The 18,567-nt window shown below is 69.3% G+C and carries 11 protein-coding genes; 6 read left to right on the top strand and 5 right to left on the bottom strand.

Annotated elements, in window-relative coordinates; genetic code table 11:
- Positions 1-43 precede the first annotated feature (43 nt).
- Positions 44-1,072 carry an ABC transporter substrate-binding protein gene (locus tag KXC42_RS03215; RefSeq protein ID WP_219129917.1) on the bottom strand — a complete coding sequence of 343 codons (1,029 nt, stop codon included), beginning with the start codon at positions 1,070-1,072 and terminating at the stop codon, positions 44-46.
- A gap of 94 nt (positions 1,073-1,166) precedes the next feature.
- Positions 1,167-8,930 (bottom strand): non-ribosomal peptide synthetase, encoded by a 7,764-nt coding sequence (locus KXC42_RS03210; RefSeq protein ID WP_219129916.1) that lies wholly within the window; start codon positions 8,928-8,930, stop codon positions 1,167-1,169.
- A gap of 178 nt (positions 8,931-9,108) precedes the next feature.
- Between KXC42_RS03210 and KXC42_RS03205 the strand changes: the two genes are divergently transcribed.
- From KXC42_RS03205 to KXC42_RS03195, 3 genes are read left to right on the top strand one after another with little or no spacing between them, the layout of a single operon-like run.
- Positions 9,109-10,251, top strand: a complete 1,143-nt coding sequence (locus KXC42_RS03205) for an isochorismate synthase MenF (protein ID WP_024102991.1) — start codon at positions 9,109-9,111, stop codon at positions 10,249-10,251.
- Entirely contained in the window at positions 10,248-11,030 is a 783-nt protein-coding gene (locus KXC42_RS03200; RefSeq protein ID WP_006551845.1) for a 2,3-dihydro-2,3-dihydroxybenzoate dehydrogenase, read from the top strand. Before KXC42_RS03205 ends, KXC42_RS03200 begins: the two co-directional genes overlap by 4 nt.
- A gap of 43 nt (positions 11,031-11,073) precedes the next feature.
- The gene (locus tag KXC42_RS03195; protein WP_071936283.1) at positions 11,074-12,723 is read left to right on the top strand and encodes a (2,3-dihydroxybenzoyl)adenylate synthase; all 1,650 of its coding nucleotides are present in this window, start codon (positions 11,074-11,076) and stop codon (positions 12,721-12,723) included.
- Here the strand turns inward: KXC42_RS03195 and KXC42_RS03190 are convergent.
- Positions 12,674-14,572, bottom strand: a complete 1,899-nt coding sequence (locus KXC42_RS03190; protein ID WP_200359402.1) for an ABC transporter ATP-binding protein — start codon at positions 14,570-14,572, stop codon at positions 12,674-12,676. The two genes, KXC42_RS03195 and KXC42_RS03190, sit on opposite strands and share 50 nt — an antisense overlap.
- Positions 14,573-14,661: 89 nt before the next feature.
- Here KXC42_RS03190 and KXC42_RS03185 point away from each other — a divergent pair, with 89 nt between their 5' ends.
- Positions 14,662-15,090 carry a MarR family winged helix-turn-helix transcriptional regulator gene (locus tag KXC42_RS03185; RefSeq protein WP_219129915.1) on the top strand — a complete coding sequence of 143 codons (429 nt, stop codon included), beginning with the start codon at positions 14,662-14,664 and terminating at the stop codon, positions 15,088-15,090.
- Positions 15,091-15,172: 82 nt separating this feature from the next.
- A complete protein-coding gene (locus KXC42_RS03180) occupies positions 15,173-15,892 on the top strand; it encodes a 2OG-Fe(II) oxygenase (RefSeq protein ID WP_033096970.1) in 720 nt (239 codons plus the stop codon).
- A 36-nt stretch (positions 15,893-15,928) separates the two neighbouring features.
- Here the strand turns inward: KXC42_RS03180 and KXC42_RS03175 are convergent, their stop codons facing one another.
- Together KXC42_RS03175 and KXC42_RS03170 are read right to left on the bottom strand one after the other, a co-directional pair.
- Complete coding sequence (locus KXC42_RS03175; RefSeq protein WP_006551850.1) at positions 15,929-16,900, bottom strand: phosphotriesterase; 972 nt, start codon at positions 16,898-16,900, stop codon at positions 15,929-15,931.
- A gap of 44 nt (positions 16,901-16,944) precedes the next feature.
- Positions 16,945-17,775, bottom strand: a complete 831-nt coding sequence (locus KXC42_RS03170) for an SDR family oxidoreductase (RefSeq protein ID WP_006551851.1) — start codon at positions 17,773-17,775, stop codon at positions 16,945-16,947.
- A gap of 120 nt (positions 17,776-17,895) precedes the next feature.
- On the opposite strand from KXC42_RS03170, the gene KXC42_RS03165 reads away from it, so the two are divergent.
- The gene (locus KXC42_RS03165; RefSeq protein ID WP_219129914.1) at positions 17,896-18,558 is read left to right on the top strand and encodes an alpha-ketoglutarate-dependent dioxygenase AlkB; all 663 of its coding nucleotides are present in this window, start codon (positions 17,896-17,898) and stop codon (positions 18,556-18,558) included.
- The last annotated feature ends 9 nt before the right edge of the window (positions 18,559-18,567 follow it).

The following is an 18,567-nucleotide window of genomic DNA, read 5'->3' as shown; positions in this document are numbered from 1 at the left end:
GGGGGCCGTTCGGTCGGTGGTGCGGGGCGGCCCGCAACAGCGACTACTCCTGGTTCTGGTTGGCCGGAAGTTTCGCCAACTCGGCATCGATGGAATCGAGTGCCAGCAGAGCGGTTTCGTAGGTCGCTGCACTGGAGTGCTTGACGGCGACGAGGTTGCCGGCCTTCACGGCGGGAAGATCCTGCCACAGCGGGGAGGCGAACAGTTCCTCCAGCTCGGGCGGCAACGAACCGTCGGCCTCGACACCGTAGACGATCACGTCGGCCTCGCCGAGGTTCTCGGGCAACTGCTCGACCGACAGGTACTCGGCGTGAACTCCCTCGGGATCGGTCGGCTCACCGAAGAAGTCGAACCCGAGATCGTCGAACAGGTTGGTGGTGTACGACGAGGCGTATTCGCGGGAGAACTCACCGGGCTCGGTACCGCACACACCGCAGACGCCGGCGAACTTCAGGCCCCCGAGCGAGTCGGCGTACTTGTCGGCGATCTCGACAGCGCGAGCCTCGTACTCCTCCTTGAACTCCCCGTAGGAGTCGCTGACGTTCGCGGCATCGGCGTACTGCTCACCGAGTTCGCGCCACTCGCCCGGAACCGTGAGCCCGACGAAGACCACCGGGGCGAGCGCCTCGAGCTTGGCCACGTCGACCTGCTCCTGCACGCGGGCCGGGACGCCCATGATGATGAGGTCGGGATCTGCGGCGGTGACTGCCTCGTAGTTGAGCTCCGAGACGGCGCCGTCGGGAGCGACTTTCGGCAGCGCCTCGTAGGCGGCCAGGGTCTCCTCGTCCATGTTGTCGAGCTCGCGGCTCCACTCGCATACGGCGGCGAGGTTCGCGCCGGCCTGGATGAGCGGGAGGGTTGCGTAGCCGCAGGACACGATCCGCTGGGGGTCGGCCGGGATCTCGATGCTGCCGTTCTGCGCTTCGAAGGTGCGCGTCGCGGCGGAGTCGGTGCCGCTCTCCGCGCTGCTGCTGTCGCCGTCGCTCGAACATCCCACAAGTCCGACGGCCAGCAGGGCTGCCGCGCCGAGCGCCGCGGCGCCCCGCGCGCGCTTGCGTTCCAGAACGCGCATCGTTGTTCTCCCAGAGTCTCCCGCCGGGGCGTGTTGCCCCGGTCATGATTGGTTAGGCTAACCGAAAGAGACCGCCCCGCCAAGCGCTCCGTCCTCAGCCGAATTCGAGCGCGAAATCGTCGATCTCCGACTGGTCGAGGTCGTCGAGCGTGAGGTCGGACGGTGTGAACCCGCCCGCGTCCTCGTCCGACGCGTGCCCGGCGAGCGCACGCAGCGCCGCGATCCACTCGTCGGCCAACGCCGACACTCTCTCCGCAGGAACGAGATCGGGACTGTACCCGAACATCCCGCGCAGCACCGGCTCGGCACCGGAATCGTCGGTGAGCACACCGATCTCGACGGCGTGCGCCACGGGCATGTCGGCTTCGGTGGCCCCACCGAGCGCCGAACCCTCCGGAGCACCGGCCCACGCCTGCCCTTCGGTCTCGCCCAGCGTGAACCGGCCGAGGTAGTTGAATCCGATGTCCACAGCGCCGACGCTCGCGAGTTCCGGGCCGCCCACTGGGTCGAGATGCCGCAGCATCCCGAATCCGATTCCACTGTCGGGGATCTCCCGCAGCTGTTCCTTCACGCGTTTCAGAGCGTCACCCGTGCTCGCTCCGCCGGCATACGCGTCGGCGACATCGAGTCCCGCGACGTCCAGGCGCACCGGATAGAGCGTGGTGAACCACCCCACCGTGCGCGACAGATCCGCCCCCGGAACGGCCTGTTCCTCACGGCCGTGCCCTTCGAGGTCGACCGCGACCGCCCCTTCGCCGCACACCCGCGCGGACGCCAGCGCCAATGCTGTGAGCAGGACGTCCTCGACGCCGGCGTGGAACCGCTCGGGAACGGTCGTGAGCAGCGCGTCGGTGAGCTCGGAAGGAACCTCGACCTGCACCCTCGCGGTTTCTGCCATGGTGTGCCGCGTGGGATCCGGATCACCGGACGCCAGACGCACGCGTCCCGCCGGGGCGAGGATGCGCCGCCACAACGACAATTCGGATCTGCGCGCCGGCACTCCGTCGAGCAGTCCCCGCGCCCAGCGGCGCAGCGACGTGCCTGCGCGCACCGGGGCGACACCGTCGACCGCACCGGCGAGATCGGGCACCAGGATGCGCCACGACACACCGTCGACGACGAGGTGGTGCACCGCGACGAACACCCGTCCCGGCGCGTCGGGACCGGCGTCGAAGAAGATCACGCGCACGAGCGCGCCGGCGGCGGGATCGAGTTCGGCATAGGCGATCCCGGTCGCGGCGACGATCGCCTCCTGCAGGTCGACCGAGTCCGAGACGTCCACGCGGGTCACGACATCGGCGGCGTCGACGGAACCGACCGGGCGGACGTCGAGCACCCGTGCCTGCGGATCGAAGACGGCCCGCAACGCGTCGTGCGTGTCGAGCAGGGCCTGGACGCCGTCGGTCAGCCGGTCGAGCGTCAGCCCTACGGGCGCGAGGAGCAGCCGCGACTGCGCGTAGCGGGCGTACGGTCCACCACGGTCGAGCATGTCGTGGACGATCGGAGTCGCCGGGACGTCCCCGAGTGCCGCCTCGACGTCGACCGTCCCGGGCCCGTCCTCGATCTCCGCGACGCGGGCGAGTCCCGCCGGGCTGCGGTGTTCGAAGACGTGCCGCGCGGTGAACCGGATCCCGGCGGCGCGCGCCGCGGACACCAGCTGGATGGACACGATCGAATCGCCACCGAGAGCGAAGAAGTCGTCGTCGGGGCCCACGGCATCGAGTCCGAGCACCGACGCCGTCAGCTCGCACAGGCGTTGTTCGAGTTCGTCCGCCGGCAGGCGACTCTCGGTGGCCGGCGTGAAGACCGGCTCGGGAAGTGCTCTGCGGTCGATCTTTCCGTTGCGGGTGACCGGGAGCTCGTCGAGCACGACCGTGACGGCGGGGACCATGTGGTCGGGCAGCCGGTCGGCGACGTACATCCGGAGGGTGTCGGGGTCCGTCGTTCCGGCCGCGTAGGCGACGAGCCGCTTTCGACCCGGTTCGTCCTCGCGGACCACGACCGCCGCGGCACTCACCGCGGGATGGCCGCCGAGCACGGTCTCGATCTCACCGAGTTCGATGCGGAAGCCGCGGATCTTCACCTGGTCGTCGGCGCGGCCGAGGTAGTCGAGCACCGGGCCGTCGGTGCCGGAGATCCTCCAGCGCACCAGATCGCCGGTGCGGTACAGGCGCTCGCCGCCGGTGCCGAAGGGGTCGGCCACGAACCGTCCCGCGGTCTGCGCGCTCCGGCCGAGATAGCCGCGGGTGACGTGCGGGCCGCCGACGTACAGTTCGCCGGGCACGCCCGGGGGCACCTGCCGCAGGTGCGCGTCGAGGACGTACACCCGGCCGCCGTGGATCGGCGTTCCGATGTTCGGGGTGCTGCCCGGGGTGAGTACGACGCCGGTCGCGTCGACGGTGCATTCCGTCGGACCGTACATGTTGCTCACGCGCACATCGGTTTCCGCAGCGAGCTGCGACCACAGCTCACCCGGTACCGCCTCGCCGCCGAGCACCATGGACTCGGGACGGTGCGGCGCGGCGGGGTCGAGGAGCCCCTCGGTGAGCAGGCGACCGGCGAGCACCGGACCGCAGTCGAGTGCGTCGATGCGGTGCCTCCGGACGTACCGGACGATCCCCTCGGCATCGGCCATGAGGTCCTCGGCGAGCACGTGCACGGTGTGGCCGCCCAGCATCGCGAGGAGAGGCTCGACGGACGAGTCGAACGCGAAGGTGTAGCTCAGCAGCACGGTGCGTCGGCGCGTCGCGGGATCGCCGACGGTACGGGTGCGCACCGTCTCCCACAGGTTCACGACACCGCGGTGCGGTACCACCACACCCTTCGGGGTGCCGGTGGATCCGGAGGTGTAGACGAGATAGGCGGTGGTGTCCGGGTGCACGTCCGGCAGGTGCACGTCCGGGCCGGGGCCGGTGATCGATCCGGCCGCGTCGACGTCGAGCACGACGCCCACACCCGCGTCGCGGAGCATGAACTCGTTCCGGTCGGCCGGTTGCTCCGGGTCGAGCACCAGATAGGCCGCTCCCGACTTCCACACGCCGAGGATCGCCGCGACCAGCACGGATTCGCGCGGAAGACTCAGTCCCACGACGTCTTCGGGACCGATCCCGTTCGCGACGAGGTGACGGGCGATCCGGTCGGACCACGCATCCAGGTCACGGAAGGTCAGACGGCTCGACGACGTGACCAGCGCGGTCTCCTCGCCGTAGCGCTCCACGGTGCGAGCGAACAGTGCGGGCAGGCTCCGCGGTCCGGAGCGATCCGGGAGCGCGGTCGCATCACCGGCGCGCAACACCTCACGCTCGGAGGCGGTGAGCAGAGCGAGCTGCGAGAGCCTCGCGTCCCGATCGGCGCACACCGCGGCGAAGGCCCGCTCGACCCGCGCGGCGAAGGCCTCGGCGGACGACTCGTCGAACAGGTCGCGGGCGTACTCGACGCGCACGCACAAACCACCGTCGGATTCCTCGATGACGCCGAAGGTGAGGTCGAACATCGCGGTGTCGTTCGCGACGAACGAGGGTGTAGGCGTCAGGCCGTCGAATCCCGTGATCGCCGGCGGGCTCTGGTACTGCACCATCACCTGGAACAGGGGGTGCCGGGCCGCGCTGCGCTCGGGGTTGAGGGTCTCCACGACGCGGTCGAACGGGACGTCCTGGTGCGAGTACGCCGCGACGTCGGTGTCCTTGATCCGGGCGAGCAGCTCCCGCACCGTGGGGTCGCCCGAGAGGTCGGTGCGCAGCACCACCATGTTGACGAAGAAGCCGACGAGGTCCTCGAGTTCGGGTGCGGGCCGTCCCGCGGTGGGCGATCCGAGCGGGATGTCCTCGCCCGCGCCGCTGTGCGACAGTGCGACCGCCACCGCCGCGTGCACCATCATGAACATCGTGGTGCCGGTCGTGCGCGCGGCCTCCCGGATCGTCGCTGCGCGGTCGGCGGGGATCCGGTGCTCGACACCGCCACCCGCGTAGGAGGCCACGGTCGGGCGCGGGCGGTCGACGGGGAGGTCGAGTTCGGCCGGGAGACCGTCGAGCTCCTTGCGCCAGAACGCGAGTTGTCGTGCGGCGAGCGAGTTCTCGTCGTCCTGTTCGCCGAGGAGTTCCCGTTGCCAGATCGCGTAGTCGGCGTACTGCACGGGCAACGGTGCAGGCTCGCGGGAGTCGCCACGTACGTGCGCGGAGTAGAAGGTGCCGAGATCGCGCAGCAGCGGCGGCGTGGACAATTCGTCGCTCGCGATGTGGTGGGCGAGCACGAGCATCACGTGCTCGTCGGGCGCCATCGTGAACAACCGGATCCGCAACGGGATCTCGCGTTCGAGATCGAACGCGTGCCGGGCCTCGGAATGCAGGCGCCCGGTGAGCGCGTCGCGGTCGACGGCCTCGACCGCGAAGGGAACGGCGACCCCGGCAACTTCTTCCACCCCGCGCACCTGCTGCATCCCCACGCCGTCGCGTTCGACGAGAACGGTGCGCAGACTCTCGTGGCGCGCGAGCACGTCGGAGACCGCCTGCCGCAAAGCATCCGGGTCGACCGGTCCGTGCAGGTCCACCGTGATGGGGACGTTGTAGGTCGGACTGGGCCCTTCCATGCGGTACATGAACCACAGCCGCTGCTGCGCATACGACAGTGGTGCAAGGGACAGGGCCGCCGGATCGTTCTCACCGCGCGGGACGAGCGCCGGTCCGGCCGGAGCGGCGGTCGGGTGGTCTCCACAGTGCGCGGCGAGCGCGACGACCTGCGGATGATCGAAGACCGTCCGGATCGGCAACTCCACACCGAGCTCGTCACGGATGCGGGCGAGCAGTGTCGCGGCGCTGAGCGAGTGCCCGCCCAGCGCGAAGAAGTCGTCGTCCGCGCCCACCGTGTCGAGACCCAGGATGTCGGCGTAGATCCGGCACAGCGTCCGTTCGGTCTCGGTCTCCGCGACGCGGGACGAGACCATCGAGGAGAAGTCCGGTTCGGGCAGCGCCGTGCGGTCGAGCTTGCCGTTGGAGGTCAACGGCATCTCGTCGAGGACGACGAGGGCCGCGGGAACCATGTACCCGGGCAGGAACTCGGCGACGAGACGGCGGGCCTCGACCGGTTCGGGCACGTCTTGTCCGACGAGATAACCGACGAGCTGCGCGGTATCGGAGGGATCGGTGCGCACCACGGTCGCGGCGCGGGAGACACCGGGGATGCGCAGCAGAGCGGTGTCGACCTCGCCGAGTTCGATGCGGAATCCTCGGACCTTGACCTGGTTGTCGACCCGGCCGCGGTAGACGATGCGGCCGTCCTCGGTCCACTGCACGAGGTCGCCGGTGCGGTACAGGCGGGCGTACGGACCCGAGGAGTCCGCCGAGTACGGATTCGCGACGAACCTCGTGGCGGTGAGGGCGGGTGCGTCGAGATATCCCCGGACCACGCCCGGTCCGGCCACGTACAGCTCACCTTCGGTTCCGGCGGGCACGGGTGCGAGTCCCGCGTCGAGGACGTGGACGCGCAGGTTGGCGACGGGACGGCCGACGACCGGTGTCTCGGCGTCGGCGACCTCCGCGACGAGGACGTCTACGCTGCACTCGGTGGGGCCGTAGAAGTTGAAGGCCGCACCCCGGCGTTCGCGCAGGCGGCTCCACAACCGCTCGGAGACGGCGTCGCCGCCGAAACCGAGGGTGGGCACGGTGCCGTCCGGGAACAGGCCGTCGTCGACGAACTGCTCGAGCCGGCTCGGTGAGAACTCGACGAAATCCCATCCCTCGTCGAGGGCGCGGCGTGCGAGTGCCGCCGGGTCGCGCTGAGTCGCCTCGTCGACGATGTCGACGGTGTGCCCGGCGAGCATCCACAGCAACGGCTGCCACGACGCGTCGAATGCGAGCGACCAGGCCAGTCCGAGGCGGACGGATTCGCGGCCGGCCTCGCGGGCGGCACGGGTGAACACCTGGGCGCGGTGGCTGTGGAACAGGTTGACCAGCCCACGGTGGGGTACGACGACGCCCTTCGGTCTGCCGGTGGAGCCGGACGTATGGATCACGTAGGCGATCGAGTCGGGTGTCAGCGGGCCGCGCTCCGAGTCGTCGAGCGGAGCGTCGGACACGGCGTCGAGGTCGAGATCCTCGAGCACGACGCGCTTCGGCACCCCCGTCACCTCGGCGACCCGGTCGTCGGTCGTGCGGGTGGTGAGGATGCAGACGGGGTCGGTGGAGCCGAGGATGTGGGCGAGGCGTTCGAGGGGCTGATCGACGTCGAGCGGGACGTAGGCGGCGCCGGTCTCGAGGACGGCGTGGATCGCGATCAGCGCGTCGACGGTGCGGGGCAGCGCGAGGGCCACCCGCGCGTGCGGCCGGCCGAGATCGAAGCTCGAGACGAGGTGGCGGGCCAGGCGGTGCACCCGCGCGCCGAACTGTGCGTAGGTGAGCGTCACATGGGCGTCCGCCGCTGCCGGTGCGTCGGGGGCCGCCTCGATCCTCTCCCGCAGCAGGTCGACGAGGGTCAGGCCGGGGTCGAACGGGATGTCCGGGCTGCGGCTCCAGTCGTCGAGGATCGTCCGTCGCTCGTCGGCGGTCAGGACGGACACCTGCGCGAGCGGGGTGTGCAGATCCCGCTCGGCCACCGAACCGAACAGCATCTCCAGCCGCTCGGTGTGGATCGTCAGATCCGCCTCGCTGTAGACGTCGGCGTCGACGTCGACGAACACTTCGAGTCCGGCACTGCCGTCGAGGGGCCGCACGGTGACCATGAAGTCCTGCAGGGGTCCTCGGGCGACCGAGTGCACGGCCGCACGCATGTCGCCGAACCGGAGCGAGTCGCCGAACGGTTTGACGTTGACCGACGGGCCGATGACGCCGCGGGATCCGGTCGGTAGTCGCAGGTCGCGCTGTATGTCCTCGGTGCGGTAACGATAGTGGTTGCGGCACAGCGCCACTCCGTCGCGCACCTGCGCGACGAGCTCGACGAGCGTGGCCGATGCGGTCGGATTCAGGCGCAGCGGAACGACATTGACCGCGGTGATCGGCACCCGCAGTGCGGCGCTGCCGAGCCGGTTCATGACGGGGAAACCGAGCGTGAGGTCCTCGCGGCCGGTAACTCCGCGCAGGTAGGCGGCGACGAGCGCGGTGACCGCGTCACCCCAACTCGCGCCGACCTCCTTGCCGAGAGCCACCAGACCGCGCTGCCGGTCGGCGTCGAGGGTGAAGCGCGTGCCACGGGAGCGCCGCGCGATGCCACCCGGGCCGGGCCGCAGGGCGACCGCTTCGTCCACGCCGTCGAGGTACGCGTTCCAGAAGTCACGGTCTGCGTCGAAGTCGGCCGAGTCGCGATAGTCCGATTCTTCCCGTATCACCGATTCGACCGAATCGAACCGTGCGGCAGCAACTTCCGTACCGGCGACCGCGGCGCTGTAGCGCTCGGCGATGCGCCGGTTGAACAGCGAGAACCCGAAGGCGTCGAGGACGATGTGATGGGCACGCAGGTAGAGCAGGACGTGATCGTCGGCGAGTCGCAGGACCGCGGCCCGGACGCACGGATCCACCGACAGGTCGACGGGCCGCTCGAGGTCGCGCGCCATCCACTCGTGGGCCGCCTGCCAGGGGTCCGCCGCGGAGGTGAAGTCGACGGTCGGGGCGAGATCGAGTGTGCGCGCACCGGGAATCCGGACGACTGTACCGTCGGCGAGGGTCTCGAACCCCGCGACCAGCACCTCGGCCTCGGATGCCGCCTTGGAAACCGCTGTGACCAGCGCTTCCTCGTCGACCGCGCCTCGCAGTTCGATGCATTCCGAGGTGTTGAACAGCGGGTTGTCGGGGTTCAGTTGCTGGGCGAACCATACGCCCGACTGTGCGCGCGACAGAGCGAGCCGTGAGGCGTCCGGTCCGGCTAGGGGCACTGGAGATCCTCTTTCCTTCGATCGAAACGATTGGCTGGGAACGGAATCCGCTGATGTGCGCGCTGCGGCGCCGGAGGGCACAGTACCAAAGGTTAGGCTTACCGTATATGTTGCTCAGTGATCGTGTGTCCTGTGGCGCGGTCCTGCCAGCAGACCTCCTCAACCGGAAGGTACGAGAATGCAAGTGCCGGTCCTCGGCGCAACCGCTACCGACCGGGCCGAGCGGCCCGTCGCGCACCCGTTCGTCCTGTCCCGCCCGCACGGCACGGTGATCGCCGAAGGCGTGAGCGAACACTTCGACCGCGCGTCCGCCGCCGCCGACGCCCTGCGCACCGGACAGGTCGCCGCGATCGTCGGAGCACTGCCCTTCGCACCCGACGGTCCGGCCGCACTGACCGCTCCGAACACACTCCATCACTCCCCCGCGCACTACGACGCACCGGCCGCCGACCTGCCCCCGATCACGATCACGGGCGCATTGCCGTCGGAAGGCGAGCACATCGATCGGGTCGAGACCGTACTGCGCCTGCTCCGCTCGGACGACAACGACCTTCTCAAGGTGGTCCTGGCCCGGGCACTCGCCCTGCGCGCCGACCGGCCCGTCACCCCGCACGACCTCCTCGTCGCTCTCACGCGAAACGATCCGCTGCACAACGGCTTCCTCGTCGACCTCACAGCAGCCGGTGGCGTGTGGACGGGACGTCACCTGGTTGGGTCGAGCCCGGAGGTGCTCGTGCGCCGTCGCGGAGATCGGGTCACCGCTCACCCCCTCGCCGGATCCGCACCGCGGCATTGCGACCCCGGGATCGATCGGGCGACGGCCGACAGGCTCGCCGGCTCCGCGAAGAACCTCGCCGAGCACGCGCACGTGATCGATGCGATCCGCGCCGCGCTCGAACCGTTGTGTGTCGACCTCGACATCCCCGAGCAGCCGACCGTGACGAGCACGCGCCAGCTGTGGCATCTCGGCACTCCCATCGAGGGTCGCCTGCACGATCCGGGTGTCACGGCCCTCGATCTCGCACTCGCGGTGCACCCCACCCCCGCGATCTGCGGCACGCCGACCGCGGCCGCCCGCGATCTGATCCTCGCGACCGAGGGTGACCGGGGCTTCTACGCCGGTGCCCTCGGATGGTGCGACGCCGCGGGCGACGGCGAATGGTTGGTCACGATCCGCTGCGCCGTCCTCGATGCCGACGGTGTCGGGCTCACGGCCTACGCCGGGGGCGGTATCGTCGCCGACTCCGACCCTGCCGACGAACTGGCCGAGACGACCGTCAAGTTCGGCACCGTCCTCGATGCACTGGGAGTACTCCGATGACCGAGGCCGCACCATCCCCCGTCACGCTCGTCGTCGGAGCCGCGCAGGGTATCGGCCGCGCGACCGCCGAGGCCCTGGCGCGTGCCGGTCACCGTCTCGTGCTCGCCGACCGCAACGCCGAAGGACTGCGCAAGACTGTCGCGCTGCTCGGCGGCTCCGTCCCCACCTACCCCGTCGACATCCGCGACCACGACGCCGTCGCCTACCTCGTCGAGAACATCGAATCCGAGCACGGACCGATCGAGCATCTCGCGCACGTCGCAGGTGTCTTCACCACGGGCTCGGTGCTCGACTCCGATCCCGAGGACTGGCAGCACATGTACGACGTCAACGTCACCGGCCTGCTGTCGGTCCTGCGTTCGGTCGGACGGGCCATGCGGGAGCGGAGGTCGGGTTCGATCGTCGTCGTCGGATCGAACTCCGCGGGCGTGCCACGCATGGGCATGGGCGCCTACGGATCGTCCAAGGCCGCGTCCACGATGATCGTCCGGATCCTCGGACTCGAGCTGGCGCAATACGGGATCCGCGCCAACATCGTCGCGCCGGGTTCCACCGACACCGCCATGCAGCGCTCGCTGTGGGAGGACCCCAACGACGACGCCGGCGCACGCAGCGCCATCGAAGGTGACCTGTCGCAGTTCAAGGTCGGCATCCCCCTCGGCCGCATCGCCGAGCCCGCCGACATCGCCGAGGCCATCGAGTTCCTGCTGTCCGATCGTGCTCGTCACATCACCATGCAGGCGCTCTACATCGACGGCGGCGCCACCCTCCGCGCCTGACCGACAGACCTGCATCGACCCTGATCCCGAAAGGAAACGTTCCGTGACAACCGGTTTCGAGCGCACGCCGCTCGCCGACACCGCCCGCTACCCCGAGGAGTTCGCCGAGCGGTATCGCGCAGCCGGTTACTGGACGAACGAGACCTTCGGCGAATTCCTCCCGGCCCGCGCCGCCCGGTTCGCCGGTCGCATCGCCGTCGTCGGACACGACGCGACGGGCACCTGGCGGCGCATCACCTACCGCGAACTCGACGACGCCTCGGCCCGCGTCGCCGCCGGTCTCGCCGACCTCGGGGTCCGGAAGGGCGACCGAGTAGTCCTGCAGTTGCCGAACATCGTCGAGTACACCGAAGTGCTCTTCGCGGTCTTCCGCCTCGGTGCGCTCCCCGTCTTCTCCCTGCCCGCGCACCGCGCGTCGGAGATCGGCTACTTCTGCCGGTTCAGCGACGCCGCAGCGTACGTGATCGCCGCCGAACACGGCGGATTCGACTACCGCGTGCTCGCCCGGCAGGTCGCCTCCGAGATGGAGAATCCGCCGGTGGTCGTGGTCGCCGGTGAGGCCGAGGAATTCACTGCGCTCGGGTCGTTGCGCGACCGCGAAGCGGCGCCGATCACGGAGAACGACGCCGGAAACGTTGCCTTCCTGCAGCTGTCGGGTGGCACGACCGGAACGTCGAAGCTCATCCCCCGCACCCACGCCGATTACCTGTACTCCGTGCGCGAATCCGCGGTGATCTGCGGAGTGGACGAGAACACCCGCATGCTGGTCGCGCTGCCGGCGGCGCACAACTTCCCGATGAGCTCGCCGGGCATTCTCGGTGTGCTGCACGCCGGCGGCACCGTCGTCCTCGCTCCGGATCCGAGCCCCGACACCGCGTTCGCCCTCATCGAGAGCGAGGGCGTGACGATGGCGTCGCTCGTCCCGCCCCTCGCGCAGGCGTGGCTGTCGGCGCGGGCCCGCACCGAACGCGACCTGTCGTCGCTCGAGGTGCTGCAGGTCGGTGGTGCGAAGTTCCCGGCCGAGGCCGCCAAACGCGTTCGCCCCGAACTCGGCTGCACGCTGCAGCAGGTCTTCGGTATGGCGGAGGGTCTCGTCAACTACACCCGGCTCGACGACGACGAGGACACCATTGTCACCACCCAGGGCCGGCCGATCAGCCCCGACGACGAGATCCGCGTCGTCGACGATACGGACGAGCCCGTCGCCGCGGGCACCACCGGCCACCTGCTCACCCGCGGCCCGTACACGATCCGGGGCTACTACAATGCGCCGGAACACAATTCGATGGCATTCACCCCGGACGGCTTCTACCGCACCGGCGACATCGTCCGGCTCACCGAGCACGGCTACATCGTCGTCGAGGGACGCGCGAAGGACCAGATCAATCGCGGTGGCGAGAAGATCGCGGCCGAGGAGGTCGAGAATCATCTGATCGCGCACCCGGCCGTGCTCGACGCGGCGGTGGTGTCGATGCCCGACAAGTATCTCGGCGAGCGCACCTGCGCCTTCGTCGTCACCGAGGGGGAAGCGCCGAAGGCCCTCGCGCTCAAGAAGTTCCTGAGGGAGCGAGGGCTGGCCGAGTACAAGATCCCCGACAAGGTGCAGTTCGTCGACGCCTTCCCGGTCACGGGAGTGGGCAAGATCAGCCGGAACGAACTGCGGCGCGCCCTCGCGGCCACTCTGAAGGACTGATCTCGCTCCGCGACGACGGGATGACTTCACCCCGTTCGGCTCGAGCGGCGAGGATTGCGTAGCGGCCACCGCGGGCGACGAGGTCGTCGTGCGTTCCGCGTTCGACGATGTGGCCCCGGTCGAGGACCACGATCTCGTCGGCGTTCCGCACGGTCGAGAGCCGGTGCGCGATGGTGATGGTCGTGCGTCCGCTGCGCGCGGCGTCGAGGGCCTGCTGCACGGCGTGCTCGGTGTCGTTGTCGAGGGCGCTGGTCGCCTCGTCGAGCACGAGGACACGCGGGTCGCGCAGGAGCGTGCGGGCGATCGCCAGTCGCTGTTTCTCACCACCCGAGAAGCGGTATCCGCGGGCGCCGACGACGGTGTCGTAGCCGTCCGGCAGCGAGACGATCAGGTCGTGGATGTGTGCGGCGCGGGCCGCGGCCTCGATCTCGTCGTCGGTCGCGTCCGGCTTCGCGTAGCGCAGGTTCTCCCGGACGGTCGCGTGGAGGAGGTAGGTCTCCTGCGACACCACGCCGACCAGTCCGGCGAGATCGGCGAGCCTCATGTCGCGCAGGTCGACACCGTCGATGCTCACGCGTCCCTCGACCGGGTCGTACAGTCGTGCGACGAGCGAGCCGAGCGTGGTCTTGCCCGAGCCGGTCTCGCCGACGAGCGCGACCTGCGCCCCCGCCGGGACGTCGAGATCGATGCCGTCGAGGGCGTTGCGGTGCGCTCCTTCGTAGCGGAAGCTCACGTTCTCGAACCGCACCCGGCCGGCGACGGTCGCAGGGTCGACGGGCACCGGATCGCGCGGGTCGTCGATGTCGACCGGAAGGTCGAGGTATTCGAAGATGCGGCTGAACAGGGCCAGCGAACTGGTGACGGAGACACCGACGTCGAGCAGGCTCATCAGCGGCCGGAACAGCGCGCCCTGCAAGCCGGTGAAGGCCACCAGGGTGCCGATCGTCATGCCGCCCGAGGTGGCCGGCAGACCGGCGACGAGATAGAGGACGGCGGGGATCGCCGCGAAGACGATGTTCATCGTGGCCATGCGCCAGCGGCCGGACAACTGCGCGTGCACCTCGAGATCGGCGAGTTCCTCCGACGTGCGGGCGAACTTGTCGGACAGTGCCGGGCCGGTGCCCAGCGTCTTGACGAGCAGCACGCCGCTGACCGACAGTCCTTCGTCGATCTGCGACTGCATGTCGGCGAGGCGCCGTTGCTGACGGGCGGTGACGGCGCGGCGCATGAGCGCGACCCGGCGCGTGAGCCAGATGGCCGGCGGGAGCACGATCAGGGAGAGCAGAGCCAGTCGCCAGCTGAGGACCGCCATGGCGATCGCCGTGCCGACGACGGTGGTGACGTTGGACGCCAGTGAGGTCGCGGTGTTGGTGACCACGGACTGCATGCCACCGATGTCGTTGGTCAGCCGCGACTGGATCTCACCGCCGCGGGTGCGGGTGAAGAAATTCAGCGACTGTCGCTGCAGGTGGGAGAAGACCCGGGTACGCAGACCGTGCATGACGTTCTGGCCGACGGTCGTGGAGATCCAGGTCTGGACGACCGACAGGAGCGAGCTCGCGACGGTGACGGCCAGCATGCCGCCGACGGCCCACAACAGCAGGCTCACGTTCTGGTGCGGGATGGCGTCGTCGATGACGGCGCGGACGAGGAAGGGCGTCGCGAGGGAGATCACCGACGAGGCGATGATGAGCGCGACGACGAGGGTGATCTTCCACCGATAGGGCGCGAACAGGGCGCCGATACGGCGCAGGCTCACTGGTGCCTCGCGGAGCTGCTCGAGATCCTTCTTGTCGATCCTGCCGCGGCTGCCCGGCTTGCCGCCGAGAGTGAGTGGGGGCTGCATCATGCGCGCCACCTCGATTCGTGGTTCGTGACTCGTACTTGTTGAGGTTGCCTCATTAAGTGTCAACCGTCAAGTGAGGTAATGTGACCACCATGCCGGATTCACCCGTCGCACTGCGCGATCTCCTCCTCACCACCACGCGTACGCTGCGCCGACGCTGGCACGACCTCCTCCAACCGTGGGGATTGTCACCCCACGAGTACCGGGCGCTCGACGTCATCGGACGCGCCGACGACGCCATCCGCCTCGGCGTCGTGGCCAAGGAACTGCGCATCGTCCCCCGCTCGGCCACCGAGGTCGTCGACCGCCTGGAGTCGCGGGGTCTCACCGAGCGACTCCCCGATCCCGCCGACCGACGCGCGGTCTGCGTGCGGCTGACCGACGAGGGCCGCAGGATCCGGGCCGAGCTGGCCTCGGCCCGCGATGCCGACGCCGTCGAGATGTTCGACCGGCTCGACGCCGAGGAACGCGCACGACTGTCCGATCTGCTGCACAAACTCGTCGACGACCGGCCGCGCTGATCCCTTCCGGTTCCGGGTACTCACATTCCCGACGGCAGCGACGTCTTCCCTACGAGTGTCCGTGCCGATCGAGGAGAGCCCTGTGAAGACCATCGACAGTCTGCAGTCGCGCGTCGACGCACTGAACCTGCCCGAGCTGACGAGCGAGCTCGACGAGAACGGCTGCGCCCTCACCGGGCCGCTGTTGAGCGACGACGAATGCACCGAACTCGCGGCCCTGTGGGACGACGACGCCCGCTTCCGCACCACGGTCGACATGAGCCGCTACGGGTACGGGCACGGCACCTACAAGTACTTCGGCTCACCCGTCCCCGACGCCGTCGCACACCTGCGCTCGGCGTTCTACCGGCAGCTGCTCCCCGTCGCGCGCTCGTGGGCCGAACGCCTCGGCGATCCGGCACCCTGGCCCGACGACTTCGACGACTGGCTCGACATGTGCCACGCGGCCGGCCAGACCGACCCCACCCCGCTGATGCTGCGCTACACCACCGGCGACTGGAACGCCCTGCATCGCGATCTCTACGGCGACCTCGTGTTCCCACTGCAGGTCGTGATCGGGCTCGACCGGGCGGGCGTCGACTACACCGGCGGCGAGTTCCTGTTGGTCGAACAACGGCCCCGCGCGCAGTCGCGGGGCACCGTCACCGTGCTCGAGCAAGGCCACGCGCTGATCTTCACCACCCGCGACCGACCGATCCGGTCGGCGCGCGGATGGTCGCGGGCGCCGGTCCGGCACGGCGTGAGCACCGTCCGATCGGGCCTGCGTCGCACGCTCGGCTTGGTACTGCACGACGCCGCCTGAGCGTCCTCGGTGCTACCCGACGCGACCTACGCCGCTTCAGCGTTCGAAGATCCGCCTCGGATTGTCCACGAGCATCGTGGTGATCTGCTCGTCGGTCACGCCCCGTTCGCGCAGGGCCGGCAGCACCTCGTCGCTGATGTGGTTGTAGTTCCAGTTGGGCACGGCGGTCTGCTTCACGTCGTGCGGGAACCAGTCGATGAAGCACGACGCATCGTGCGAGAGCACCATGCGCTCGGTGTAACCGGCCTCCACGAGCGCGACCACCGTGTCGACGCGCTGCTCGAACGGCAACAGCAGATCGAGGCCGAAGCGGTCCATCCCGAGAATCGAACCGGCGTCGGCAATGCGACGCAGGTAGTCCAGATCGGTCGAATCACCGCTGTGCCCGATCACCACCTTGGTGAGGTCGACACCTTCCTCCGCGAGCACCCGCTGCGCCACCTGCCCCGACCCGGTATGCGGATTGGTGTGCACCGTGATCGGCACACCGGTCTCGACGTGCGCCTGCCCCACCGCTCGCATCACGCGCTCGACGCCCGGCGTGAGTCCCGGAATCTCAATGGCGCACTTGAGCATTCCTGCACGCACCCCCGTGCCGGCGATGCCCTCGCGGATGTCTTTCACGAACAGTTCGGTGAGCGGCTCCGGTCCGTCCACCAGCAACCCCGGCCCGACGTTGTGGAACTGGAACGGCAGGTCGTTGTAGGTGTACAGGCCCGTCGCGACGACGATGGAGATGTCCACCCGTTCGGCGACGCGCTGGATGCGCGGAATGTACCGGCCGAGACCGACCACCGTGGGATCGACGATCGTGTCGATGCCGCGCTCCGACAACGCCTTCAACTTCGCGACCGCGTCGTCGACGCGTTCGTCCTCGTCCCACGGGCTCGGGTAGTCGGGAAAGTTGGTGCGGATCTCCTCGCCGAGTACGAAGACGTGCTCGTGCATGAGGACTCTGCCCAGACGGCCCGTGTCGAGAGGACCGCGAACGGTGTCGACGGATGTCATGACCGGTGACGCTAGGACACCAACGTGGGCAGGGGCAATCGGTTTCACGAATCGGTGGGAGTCGACTCCTCGAGGGCCTGACGGTAGCGACGCATGCCGCGCAGCCACCGGTCGTAGTCGGCGCCCTTGTTCCGGTACATCTCGAGGACCTCCGGGTGCGGAAGGATCAGGAAGTGCTCCTCCTCCATTGCCGCGAACACCGTCTCCGCGACGTCGACGGGTTCGAGCACCGCACCGGCGGTCGTGACGGCCCGGGTGGCGAGTTCACCGAGTGCGTGCCCGGATGCGTCCCCCGAGTACAGCAGAGGTGTGTTGACGCCCATCGGGCACAGGCAGCTCACCCTCACACCCTTGTCGCCGTAGGTCACCGACAGCCACTCGGCGAAACCGACGGCCGCGTGCTTGGTGACCGAGTAGGTGGCCGAGCCGATCTGTGTGAGCAGGCCGGCCGCCGACGCCGTGCTGACGAAATAGCCCTCGCCACGTTCGACCCATCGGGGTACCAGCAGTCGCGCCGCACGGATGTGTGCGCGCAGGTTGACGTCGAAGGACTGCTCCCAGACCGAGTCCTCGATCTCCAGGCCGGGCACACCGGTGACACCCGCGTTGGCGAAGTACAGGTCCACGGGACCGAACTCCGCTTCGGCGCGCTCGACGAGGCCGCGGATGTGTTCGTCGTCGGAGACGTCCGCCGCCACCGCGACGGCGCTCCCCGGCGTCTCCTCCTCGAGCGTCGCGACGACGCGCTGCGCCGCGTGTTCGTCGAGGTCGGCGACCACCACTCGTGCACCTCGCTCGACGAGGCCGGCAGCGATGGCGCCGCCGATTCCGCCGCCCCCGCCTGTCACGACGGCCACTCTGCCTTCGACCTTCATCGCTGATACCTCCCCGTCGAATCGCAGTGCCGTCCCGTGCGGCACAGTTGGTACTGAACCTGTCTACACGTATCACCGGCTGTAGGTACCGCTCACACGCACGGAGGTCGAGCACCCGGGATGGACGAATTGTTCTCCGTCTCCCGTCCGCGACGCGAGATCGCGCCGGGCGCCGTGCATGTGCCCGACTGGCTCGACCCGGGCGAACAGCGCGAGCTCGTCGAGCTGTGTCGTGATTGGGCGCGCCCGCCGGCGCCGATGCGGCACACCCTGCTTCCGGGTGGCGGACGGATGTCGGTGAGCACGGTGTGCCTCGGATGGCACTGGTCGCCGTACCGCTACACCCGCACCGCGGTCGATGTCGACGACGCTCCCGTTCCGCCGCTTCCCGACCGGCTCGTCGAACTCGGGCGGCGTGCCGTCGCCGATGCCTACGACGATCCGGCGGCCGGGAGCGGGTACGAGCCCGATACCGCTCTGATCAATTTCTACGACCGCGACGCGCGGATGGGGATGCATCAGGACAAGGACGAGCGGGTGAGCGCGCCGATCGTGTCGCTCAGTCTCGGGGATGCCTGCTTGTTCCGGTTCGGCAACACCCAGTCGCGCGGCCGGCCGTACACCGACGTGCGTCTCGAGTCCGGCGATCTGTTCGTCTTCGGCGGTCCGTCGCGGTTCGCCTATCACGGGGTGCCGGTCGTGTATCCGGACACCGGCAGTTCCCGCTGCGGACTCACCGCGGGGCGCCTCAACATCACCCTGCGGAGTACCGGACTTGCTTGATCGAACCGC

It is taken from the genome of Rhodococcus sp. LW-XY12 (genome assembly GCF_019317345.1).
In the GTDB taxonomy this organism is placed as follows: domain Bacteria; phylum Actinomycetota; class Actinomycetes; order Mycobacteriales; family Mycobacteriaceae; genus Rhodococcus; species Rhodococcus pyridinivorans.
This window is presented reverse-complemented; position numbering and strand designations above follow the sequence as displayed.